We start from the raw sequence: 11255 nt of genomic DNA on the forward strand, positions 1-11255 counted from the left end.
TTATCCGATACTTTCCAGAGACAGATAGATGCAAATCAAACTGTTGTTTTCTCGAACAATATCTTCTTTCAATAATATGTCATTGTTAAGCTAAAAGCTTAAGGCGGTAAGCCTAAAGCATAAGTGAAACAAAATGAATATAAGCTTTAAGCCTTGAGCTTAGAGCTCAAAAGATATTCAGGTGTCTATATCGATGGTGTCCACCTCTTCCCATTCCGAACAGAGAAGTTAAGCCCATCAGAGCCAATGGTACTGCAGTAAAATGTGGGAGAGTAGGTCGATGCCGACTTTTTTTTATTCAATCAAATAATACCCTTTAAGCTAGTATAACTTAAAGGGCTTTTTTGTTATTAGGGAATTCCTAATCTCTAGATAAATGTATGTTTACAATAATATTTATTAAACGGAATAATAAAATAGTAATAAATAAAGTTAATAAGCCTCTAAACTGAAAATAGTCGGCTTTTTAAAAATATTTTTGAATAACTCATTTTTTACATAATCAGAGTTAATTTAAACGTATTAGCCATTCGTTTACCACTCACTAGTATTTTTAATACCTAATTCTTTGGCGTTAAATGTAGGATTTAATCCTTTTTTCTTTTGCATTTTATAATCTTTCAAAGCGATTAAAGCAGGTTTTCTTAGTAAAAATATTGCTATGATATTTAACCAAGCCATAACTCCAACACCTATATCGCCAATGATCCATGCGATTTCTGCTGTTTTTATTGTCCCATAATATACACTGATAATGAAAAATATTCTGAGCAACCATATTAACCATTTTCGATTTTTGATATCCAAATAGCTTAAGTTTGCTTCTGCAATGAAGTAATATGCCATTAGCGTGGTAAAAGCAAAAAAGAATAAAGAGATTGCAACAAAAGGGTTACCCAAAAGTGGGAAATGATGACTTATTGCTAATTGTGTAAATGCTGGCCCCGTTGCTATACCTGGTAAATTTTCTACTATAAAACCACCTTGCGGATTTATTACATTGTATTTTCCTGTAAATAGTATCATTAATGCTGTAGCTGTGCAAACAAAAAGTGTATCTACGTAAACAGAGAATGCCTGAACAAGTCCTTGCTTTACTGGATGTGATATTTCAGCAGCGGCGGCGGCATGTGGAGCTGTCCCTTGTCCTGCTTCATTGGAGTAAATACCTCTTTTAACTCCCCATGAAATCGCCATTCCGAAGAGACCGGAAAATGCCGGTTCAACAGCAAATGCAGACTTTATAATAAGGTAAAGAACGGAGGGGACTTCACTTATATTCATTAAAATAATAACAACAGCCATTAATATGTAGGCACCGGCCATAAAGGGAACGGTTATTTCAGCAACTTTACCAATTCTTTTAACTCCTCCAAAAATTATAAGTGCTAAAAGAATAGAAATAAATATACCTGTATATTCTAGAGGTATACCAAAAGCATTAAAACTACTTGTTGCAATACTATTGCTTTGTACTCCGGGTAAAAAAACGGCAGTACTTAGGATAGTTGCTATTGCAAATAACATGGCATACCATTTTATATGAAGACCCTTTTCTATATAAAAAGCAGGACCACCGCGATACTGATCATCTTTTACCTCTTTATAAATTTGTCCTAATGTAGCTTCAATAAAAGCAGAAGCACTTCCTAGAAAAGCAATTACCCACATCCAAAAAATTGCACCAGGACCACCCATAGCAATGGCAGTAGCAACACCGGCAATGTTTCCTGTGCCAACCCTACCAGCTATAGCAATAGAAAATGCTTGAAATGAGCTTACACCTTTTTTAGAAGATTCTGTTTTAAAGAGTAGCTTAAGCATTTCTTTAACATGTGTTATTTGTAAAAATCCTGTAATTACAGAGAAATAAATTCCAGCAGCAAGGCATAAAATAATAAGGGCATTACTCCAGATTAAGCTATTTATAGTGGTGATGATGCTTTCTATCATAGAAAATTATTTTTATAAAAATGTTAAATGTATTTGATTTTCGAGTCTTATAATAAAAAAAATAATGGTTATTTAAATCCTTTCTAAATAATTGCAATTGACAAATGATTGACATAGGAGTAAGATAGCTATTTTACATTTGTAGAGTTCAAAAATATATCATTGAAGTATCTAAAAATTATAGCGTTTACTCATAAGCAGATTGAGCTTGATAAGTTGGGATGTTTAGTATTATGTAATGATGCTATAGATTCGACACTTCATCTGGTTCGGGAAAAGTTTAATATTTCAGAAATATTTTACCTAGGTACCTGTAATAGAGTAGAATTTGTTTTTACTGCAGAGCATGATATTAGTAAAGATTTTGTAAAACGCTTTTTAGATGTATTTCATAGAGGTAGGGTAGCAGATAGTGATTTAAATCTCATTGTTGACGGATGTTGCATTTATGAACAGGAAGATGCTCTTAATCATTTAATGCGTGTTTCAAGTTCGCTTGAAAGTTTGGTTGTTGGTGAAAAGGAGATATTAGCACAAGTAAGAAAAGCTTATGAGTCTTGTAAAGAGAAAGGTTTTACAGGAGATTTTATGAGGCTTATTATGAATAGGGTTGTAAAAACTGCGAAAGAAGTTTATACATACACCAATATTTCTAAAAACCCCATTTCTGTTGTCTCATTAGCATATAGAAAGCTCAGAGATTTAAAAATAATCCCAAATAGTAGGATTTTAATTATAGGGGCGGGAGAAACAAATCAGAATTTAGCTAAATATCTTAAAAAGCATAAATATCAAAATTTTTCTGTTTTTAACAGGACTTTAAGTAAAGCACAAGCGTTGGCCTCACAACTGGGTGGTGTTGCATACACACTAGAAGATTTAACACATTATTCGTCAGGTTTTGATGTAATTATCACTTGTACAGGAGCAACAGAACCCATTATCACTAAGGATTTATATTTAAAGTTGTTAAATGGAGATACATCAAAGAAAATTATTGTAGATTTAGCTATACCTAATGATACTCATCAGGAGGTAATAGCAAATTTTAAGCTTGAATATATTGATGTTAAAACTTTACAGGATATAGCAGAAAAAAATCTTAAAGAGCGTTATCAAGAATTAATCAATGGCGAAGCGATTATAGAGAAGAATATTAAAGAATTCAGACCTATTTTGAAGCAACGTAGAATTGAACTCGCCATGAAAGAGGTTCCTGAAAAGATAAAGGAAATCAAATCTAGAGCGTTAAATTCTGTATTTGCAGATGAAGTAAATTCTTTAGATCCTACTTCCAGAGAGGTTTTAGAAAAGGTTATGGCTTATATGGAGAAAAAATATATAAGTGTTCCTATGGTTATGGCTAAAGATATTTTAGTTAATAACGCATAATATCCAACTTTTCATAAAATAGCTTCAAAAGTTTTATTTTTACCTACATTTTAAGTCAATTGAATAGAACAATTATCATAGGAACAAGAGGGAGTGACCTTGCACTCTGGCAAGCTAACCATGTGGCTGCAAAACTTAATCACATTGGTGTTGAAACTGAAATTAAAATTATCAAAACTCAAGGAGATCATATATTAAATCTCAGATTAGATAAATTAGAAGGAAAAGGTTTTTTTACAAAAGAATTAGAAGAGCATCTTCTAGCAGGAACTATTGATATAGCTGTTCACTCTCATAAAGATTTACCAACAGAGAATCCTCCTGGATTAAGAATTGCTGCCGTTTCTGAAAGAGAGGATCCGTCTGAGATTATTTTAATCTTAAAAGATTGTGTAGACTTATCTAAAAAGCTATCAGTTAAGCATAATGGCATCGTAGGTACATCATCTAACAGAAGACAATCTCAATTACTAGCGGTTAGACCTGATTTGGAGATTGATGATTTAAGAGGTAATATCAATACAAGAATTCAAAAATTAAGAGATGAAAATTATGATGCCATTATTTTAGCTAAAGCTGGTATTAGTAGATTGGAGCTTGATTTATCCGAATTTTACATAGAAGAGATTGAACCTACTTCTGAGCTTGTACCGGCTCCTGCACAAGGTGTTTTAGCTGTTCAAACGAGAAATCAGGATGATGAGCTTAATACAATTTTACAGCAAATTAATGACGCTGACGTAGCAGCCTGCATTGCTGTAGAAAGAAAAGTTCTTAATCTTTTTAATGGCGGCTGCCACATGCCGTTAGGTTGTTATTGCGAGAAAGAAGATAATTTATTTAAAGTTTGGACAACCAAAGCAAATTCAGGTGAAGAGTTTCCAGACAGATTATATATAGAGTCATCAACAACTGAAAATTTAGCAGAGAAAATTGTAGCTAAATTTGATTTAGAAAAAAGAAAACTAGCTAGAAAAGTATTCATATCGAGAGAATTATCAGAGCATAGCTATTTTTATAAAGCTTTAACAAAGCATGGTATAGAGATTGAAGCCCGATCATTAATTAAAACTGTACCAACCATACATAAACTTGATTCTTACATTTTTAGAAATATAGATTGGATTTTCTTCAGTAGTAAAAATGGAATCGAGTACTTTTTTAAATTAAATCCTGTGTTACCAAAGGATGTGAAATTTGGAGTTGCAGGTAGAGGTTCAGAAGATGCTTTAAGGCAACTAGGAAAAGTACCGTCTTTTGTTGGAGATAATGGTGATATTACAGAAGTTGCTGATGAATTTGCATCTGTAGCTAATGGAACACATGTTTTATTTCCATCAGCAAAAGATTCTTTAAGAACCATACAAAAAGCTTTATCACAAGAAACACAAATAACAAATTTAACCATATATGAAACCATATTGGTTGATGATGTTGACCAAAGTTTCGCAGACGTATTGGTATTCACCAGTCCGTCTAACGTTGAAGCCTATTTTGTAGACAACTTACTAGAGCCAGGGCAGAAAATTGTTGCAATAGGGGTATCCACCGGTAAAAAGTTCGATGAAATGAATGTTCCTTATATATTGCCTTCATCGCCAGATGAAATTGGTTTGGCTGAGGCAGTTTTTGGGATAGATATAAAATAGATTTATTATGATGATGCTTAGCAGACCAAGAAGAAACAGAAAATCTGAGGTGATTAGAAATATGGTTCAAGAGAATTTTCTTAGAGCTTCTGATTTTATTTTTCCGCTTTTTATTATTGATGGTAAAAATCAAAAAACAGAGGTTTCTTCTATGCCAGGCATTTATAGGTATTCTATTGATTTACTTTTAAAAGAAGTTGAGTCTTGTCTTAAACTTGGTCTTAAATCTTTCGATTTATTTCCAAATCTAGAAGAATCTCTAAAAGACACAAAAGCTACAGAAAGCTTGAATAAAAACGGATTATATCTAAAAGCGATTAAGGAGGTTAAATCTAATTTTCCAGAAGCTTGTATTGTTACAGATGTAGCTATGGATCCATACAGTTCTGATGGGCATGATGGTTTAGTTAGAAATGGTGAAATTGTAAATGATGAAACACTTGAAATATTAGCTAAAATGGCTGTAGCACAAGCAGAAGTTGGTGCAGATATTGTTGCACCTTCTGATATGATGGATGGCAGAGTAGGATACATCAGAGAAGCACTAGATGCAGCAGGTTTTACCAATGTTTCTATTATGTCTTATACAGCAAAATATGCAAGCGCATTTTACGGACCTTTTAGAGATGCTTTAGATTCTGCTCCGCGTTTTGGTGATAAAAAAACTTATCAGATGAATCCGGCTAATCAAAGAGAAGCCTTAATTGAAGGGATGTTAGATAGCCAAGAAGGAGCCGATTTTTTAATGGTGAAACCAGCTTTAGCTTATCTAGATGTTATTAAATTAATGAAAGATAATTTTGATTTACCTATTGCGGCATATAACGTAAGTGGTGAGTACGCCATGATAAAAGCAGCGGCACAAAACGGATGGTTAGATGAAAAGCGAGCCACTGTAGAAACCTTAATGGGTATTAAAAGAGCTGGAGCAGATATTATTTTAACTTATCATGCCAAAGAAGTTTTAGCTAATAACTGGATTTAATTAAAGATTTACTCATAACTGTAATAGAAGATGTTCGATTCGATAAAAAAGATTTTTAGTAGCGGTGAGGAAGAAACTACATCCTTAACTTCTGGTGCAAAACCAGACATATCAAGAGAAAAGTCTGCTCAATTATATGAAAAAGCAAAAACTTTTTTCCCAGGTGGTGTAAACTCGCCGGTAAGAGCTTTTAAATCTGTTTATGGAACACCTCTTTTCATAGAAAAAGGTGATGGTTGTTATCTATGGGATGCAGATGGAAATCAGTTTATTGACTTTTGTTGCTCATGGGGACCATTAATTTTAGGTCATAACCCTGCTAAAGTAAGAGAAAAAGTTGTTGAGGTAATGGCTAACGGAATGTCTTTCGGGGCTCCAACAGCTTTAGAAAATGAATTGGCAGAGCTTATTATATCAAATAATAGATATATAGAAAAGATAAGATTTACGAGTTCTGGCACAGAAGCCGTAATGTCTGCTATTCGTTTAGCAAGAGGTACTACCAAAAGAGATAAAATTATAAAATTTGAAGGTTGTTATCACGGCCATTCAGATTCTCTTCTAGTGAAAGCAGGTTCTGGTTTGGTTACTTTTGGAGAAACATCATCTGCTGGTATACCAAAATCTTTTGCTAACGAAACTATTGTAGTTTCGCTTAATGATAAAGAAGCTTTAAAAAAGGCTTTTGAAGATTTTAAAGAGCAAATTGCTGCAGTTATTATAGAGCCAGTGCCAGCTAATAATGGTTTACTTTTACAAGACAAAGATTTTCTACAATTTGTAAGAGATATTTGTAATGAAAATTGCGCATTATTAATATTTGATGAAGTAATTTCTGGTTTTAGAGTAGGTTTTGAAGGTGCTGCAGGATATTATGATATACAACCAGACATTATTACTTACGGTAAAATTATTGGAGGTGGCTTACCTGTAGGTGCTTATGCGTCTTCATCGTCAATTATGTCTAATATATCTCCGGAAGGAGGGGTTTATCAAGCAGGTACATTATCTGGTAACCCGGTTGCTATGGCTGCTGGTATTGCTCAATTAACCGAACTGAGTAAATCTGGTTTTTATAAAGAGTTAAACAATAAAACTCAAGAGTTTACAGAGTCTATACAACGTTACGCTACTGCAAAAAACTACAAATTTAAAGTATTTACTATAGGTTCTATTTTTTGGTTTGCCTTCACCGATAAAGATAAAATCCAAACGGCAGAAGAAATAGACCCGGCTAGTATGGAGAAGTTTAAGGTGATGCACAAAGAATTACTTAATAGAGGAGTTTATTTCGGACCCTCAGGTTACGAGGTAGGCTTTATATCGGCAGCACATAGTAAGTTAGATTTAGAGAAGGCAAAAAGACAAATTTTTGAAACTTTAGACATCGTATTCAGAAGCAGATAACATGAAACCGCTAACCATATTTTACGTTTTAGTTTTCTACGTAATTGCACAATTATTTTGGTGGGCAACTTTACTCATTGAGTTGGAGCCTATAAGAAGAGGTATGGTAATTGGCGAAGGTATTGTTTTTGTTTCTTTGATGAGTTTTGGAGCTTATAAATTGCATAAAGCTATTAACAGAGAAAAGAAAATGAATGCCCAGCAAAAGAATTTCTTGCTTTCTGTAACTCATGAGCTGAAATCTCCTCTTGCTTCTATAAAATTATATCTCCAAACTATACAAAAGAGAGATTTAGATAAAGAAACTCAACAAAATTTCATTGGAAAGTCGCTACTTGATATAGAAAGGTTAGATGATTTGGTTGAAAATATGCTGCTTGCTTCAAAAATTGAGAATAAATCTTATAGTTTTCCTAAGGAGCAGCTTAACCTATCAGAATTAATAGAAAAAATTGTAGCTAGGTTACAAATACATGTTTGCAATAAAGAAGCATTAATTACACAAATAGAACCAAATATTTTTATCACTGGTGATAAGTTTGCTATGGCTTCTGTAGTAACCAATTTAATAGAAAACGCAGTAAAATATTCGCCAGAATGTGTGCCTATCCACGTAAGTTTAGAGCGTAAAAGTAATGGTAAAGTATGTTTTAAAGTTGCCGATTTAGGTATGGGTATACCAGATGTAGAAAAGCCAAAGATATTTGATAAGTTTTACAGAGTAGGTAGCGAGAATACACGCAAAACTAAAGGCACAGGTTTGGGTTTATTTATTGTGAAACAAGTGTTAGAAAATCATCAAGCACTTATTAAAGTAAAAAACAACACACCAAGCGGAACTATTTTTGAAGTTTCTTTTGGATAAAAAATTACAATTATGGTAAATAAACAAAGAATATTATTGATGGAAGATGAAGAACACCTTCTTGAAGCCATCAAACTAAACCTAGAAATGGAAGGCTTTTTTGTAAGAGCTGTAACTGACGGAAAAAAAGCTTTAAAAGTTTTTAAAGAAGAAAAATTTAACCTCATCATTTTAGATGTTATGGTGCCAGAGATAGATGGTTTTCAGGTTGCTGAAACTATCAGATTAGAAAATAGCGAGGTGCCTATCATGTTCTTGACAGCTAAAAATACTTCAGAAGATAGGGTTACCGGACTTAAAAAAGGTGCTGATGATTATCTAACTAAACCTTTCAATTTGGAAGAGCTTATTTTGAGGGTAAATAATCTCATTAAAAGAAGTATGAAGGGTGATGATTTAAAGGAAATCAATTCGTACAAAATAGGCGATAAAACTATTTATTTCAATTCCTTTGAGTTAAAGCATGAGAATGGTACTATAACACCTTTAACCAAAAAGGAAACCATGCTTTTAAAATTATTGATAGAGCGTAAGAATGAGGCAGTCTCTCGCGAGCAAATCTTAGAAACTGTTTGGAATTACGATGTTTATCCATCAACAAGAACTATAGATAATTTTATCCTTACGTTCAGAAAATATTTTGAGCCAGATCAAAAAAATCCAATTTATTTCCACTCTATCAGAGGTGTAGGTTATAAATTCACTGATGCTTAAGCAACATGTTTAGTAATAAGGCTAGGTGGTTAGTTGGTTTCTTACTCTTAATAGTGGCTATATTGGCCATAACTTTAAAAGTTTATGAAATTGCAGCATTAAGCTTTTTATTTATTGGGTTGGTTGTTTGGGGTTATTTTAAAGAAGGACCTATTATTTTAGCCGCCAAACAATTTAAAAATAAAGACTATGAATCAGCTAAAAACCTGCTTTTAAGTATTGCAAAGCCGCAATATTTAAGTAAAAAGAGAAAACCTTATTACGAGTATTTATTAGGTTGTATAGCTGTACATCAGATGGATTATCAAACTGCTGAGCACCATTTAGAAAAAGCTGCCTTTTCTGGACTTAAAGCTCAAGATTTAGGTATAACTATCATGCACTTAGCCAATATCAATCTCAGAAATAAACAAAAAGAAAAAGGTTTGTTATGGATAGCAGAAGCAAAAAAGATACCTTTGCCAGCTAGACAACAAAGCATATTAAAAAATTTAGAAAAAGAGTTACATCAAATTAAATGAAGGATTCATTATTTATTAAAACAGCTTTATCTCAGGAAACAGAACGCCCACCAGTTTGGATGATGCGTCAGGCAGGCAGATTTATGCCAGAATACTGGGAGATTAAAAACAAATATTCTTTTCTGGAAATGTGTAAAACACCAGAAATTGCTGCTGATGTAACCATGTTACCGGTTGATTTATTGGGTATAGATGCCGCTATTTTGTTTTCAGATATTTTGGTTACAGGAGAAGCAATGGGCGGCGATTTAAGTTTTGAACAAGGTGTTGGACCTAGATTTGCCAATCCGGTAAGAACAGCTCAGGATATTGATGCCCTAGAAGTTGATGTTACCCACCGTTTACAGTATGTTGCTGATGCAATAAAAGTTATTCAGCAAAGATTAAGTGCCTTAGGCGATAAACAAATTCCGTTAATTGGTTTTGCAGGCGCACCTTTTACCGTGATGAGTTATCTTGTAGAAGGTGGTTCTTCTAAAGATTTCAAATTAACAAAACTGATGATTCATAATCATCCAGAATTGGCGCATAAGCTTCTAAGTAAAATTGCAACTGTAACTGCAGACTATTTAAACCTACAAATAGCAGCTGGTGTTAACGCTGTTCAGATATTTGATAGTTGGGCTTTAGCTTTGAGTTGGGATGATTATACCGAGTTTTCTCATCGTTATATCAATGAAATTATCAGTAAACTAAATAGGAAAGATATTCCTGTAATTTCTTTTTGTAAAGGAAGTTCTGTTTTTGCACCGCTTATGGCAGAAGCTAAACCAGATGTTGTTTCTATTGATTGGAATGCTGATTTAAGAGATATTAAGCAACGTTTACCACAAGGAATGGCAGTTCAAGGAAATCTTGATCCATTTATTCTTTATGCAGATAAAAAGGTTATCAAACAGAAAATATATAAACTTTTTGAACGTATGCGTGGCGAAAAAGGCTTTATATTTAATTTAGGGCATGGTATTATGCCTGATATTCCTTTTGATAATGTAAAATATGCTATAGAAGTAGTAAAAGAGTTTAGATATTAAAAAGCCTCACCCTAAATCCCTCTCCAAAGGAGAGAGACTTCTGGACTGTGGTTTTACTAACTTAGATTTTATTCAAGTAAGATTTTAATCTAATAAAAAAGTTAAATTATAACATGTATTCCTACGTCTTATCAATACATATCATATTTGTTGTTAGTTGGATGGCAGGGCTTTTTTATATCGTTAGGTTGTTTATTTATCATACAGAAGCTAATGATAGGCCTGTTGTAGAGCGTGATATTTTACAAAAACAATTCCAAGTTATGGAAACTAAACTTTGGAATATTATTACTACGCCAGCTATGGTATTAAGTGTTTTGGCTGGTTTAACCATGTTACATTTAAATCCCGGTTTATTACAAACCGGTTGGATGCAAGTTAAAATAGCTTTTGTTATAGGTTTACTTATCTATCATTTCCTATGCGGTAGAATTATCAAGCAGCTAAGAAATGGAATTTTTAAAATGACAAGTACACAGTTAAGGTTGTGGAATGAATTGGCAACTATATTTTTAGTAGCTATAGTTTTTACAGTAGTTTTAAAAAGTGCAGTAGATTGGCTTTACGGGTTAATTGGACTGATAATTTTTAGCGCAATCATCATGTCGGCGGTTAAGGTCTACAAGTATTACCGCCTAAAAAATAAAGCATAACAAAAGAGCCTCTTTTAATTTGAAGAGGCTTTTTTGTTATAACGATTTGGAGTATTTTAAAATCTTGTTTATACTTTCTTCT

10 protein-coding genes and 1 rRNA gene are annotated in these 11255 nt (G+C 33.1%); 10 read left to right on the forward strand and 1 reads right to left on the reverse strand.

What is annotated here, in order from left to right; all coding sequences use genetic code 11:
• The first annotated feature begins 177 nt into the window (after positions 1 to 177).
• Positions 178 to 289, forward strand: a 5S ribosomal RNA gene (gene rrf, locus H510_RS0112470).
• Positions 290 to 534: 245 nt separating this feature from the next.
• On the opposite strand, the gene H510_RS0112475 is transcribed toward rrf, so the two are convergent.
• The gene (locus tag H510_RS0112475; RefSeq protein WP_211226573.1) at positions 535 to 1953 is read right to left on the reverse strand and encodes an alanine/glycine:cation symporter family protein; all 1419 of its coding nucleotides are present in this window, start codon (positions 1951 to 1953) and stop codon (positions 535 to 537) included.
• Positions 1954 to 2115: 162 nt separating this feature from the next.
• On the opposite strand from H510_RS0112475, the gene hemA reads away from it, so the two are divergent.
• From hemA to hemJ, 9 genes are all read left to right on the forward strand, one after another.
• Complete coding sequence (gene hemA / locus H510_RS0112480; protein WP_026904633.1) at positions 2116 to 3345, forward strand: glutamyl-tRNA reductase; 1230 nt, start codon at positions 2116 to 2118, stop codon at positions 3343 to 3345.
• A gap of 59 nt (positions 3346 to 3404) precedes the next feature.
• Positions 3405 to 4994 carry a hydroxymethylbilane synthase gene (gene hemC, locus H510_RS0112485; RefSeq protein ID WP_026904634.1) on the forward strand — a complete coding sequence of 530 codons (1590 nt, stop codon included), beginning with the start codon at positions 3405 to 3407 and terminating at the stop codon, positions 4992 to 4994.
• Between the two features lie 13 nt (positions 4995 to 5007).
• A complete protein-coding gene (hemB, locus tag H510_RS0112490) occupies positions 5008 to 5979 on the forward strand; it encodes a porphobilinogen synthase (RefSeq protein ID WP_026904635.1) in 972 nt (323 codons plus the stop codon).
• A 30-nt stretch (positions 5980 to 6009) separates the two neighbouring features.
• Positions 6010 to 7386, forward strand: coding sequence for a glutamate-1-semialdehyde 2,1-aminomutase (hemL, locus tag H510_RS0112495; RefSeq protein WP_026904636.1), 1377 nt, complete (start codon positions 6010 to 6012; stop codon positions 7384 to 7386).
• A 1-nt stretch (position 7387) separates the two neighbouring features.
• On the forward strand, positions 7388 to 8251 hold the full coding sequence (locus tag H510_RS0112500) for a sensor histidine kinase (protein ID WP_026904637.1): 864 nt from the start codon (positions 7388 to 7390) through the stop codon (positions 8249 to 8251).
• A 12-nt stretch (positions 8252 to 8263) separates the two neighbouring features.
• Positions 8264 to 8965 carry a response regulator transcription factor gene (locus H510_RS0112505; protein WP_026904638.1) on the forward strand — a complete coding sequence of 234 codons (702 nt, stop codon included), beginning with the start codon at positions 8264 to 8266 and terminating at the stop codon, positions 8963 to 8965.
• Positions 8966 to 8970: 5 nt separating this feature from the next.
• Entirely contained in the window at positions 8971 to 9486 is a 516-nt protein-coding gene (locus tag H510_RS0112510) for a hypothetical protein (protein WP_026904639.1), read from the forward strand.
• Entirely contained in the window at positions 9483 to 10520 is a 1038-nt protein-coding gene (hemE, locus tag H510_RS0112515) for a uroporphyrinogen decarboxylase (RefSeq protein WP_026904640.1), read from the forward strand. The genes H510_RS0112510 and hemE overlap by 4 nt, the downstream gene beginning before the upstream one ends.
• A 113-nt stretch (positions 10521 to 10633) precedes the next feature.
• The gene (gene hemJ / locus H510_RS0112520) at positions 10634 to 11173 is read left to right on the forward strand and encodes a protoporphyrinogen oxidase HemJ (protein WP_026904641.1); all 540 of its coding nucleotides are present in this window, start codon (positions 10634 to 10636) and stop codon (positions 11171 to 11173) included.
• Positions 11174 to 11255 lie beyond the last annotated feature (82 nt).

It is taken from the genome of Pedobacter glucosidilyticus DSM 23534, from assembly GCF_000425145.1.
Classification (GTDB): domain Bacteria; phylum Bacteroidota; class Bacteroidia; order Sphingobacteriales; family Sphingobacteriaceae; genus Pseudopedobacter; species Pseudopedobacter glucosidilyticus.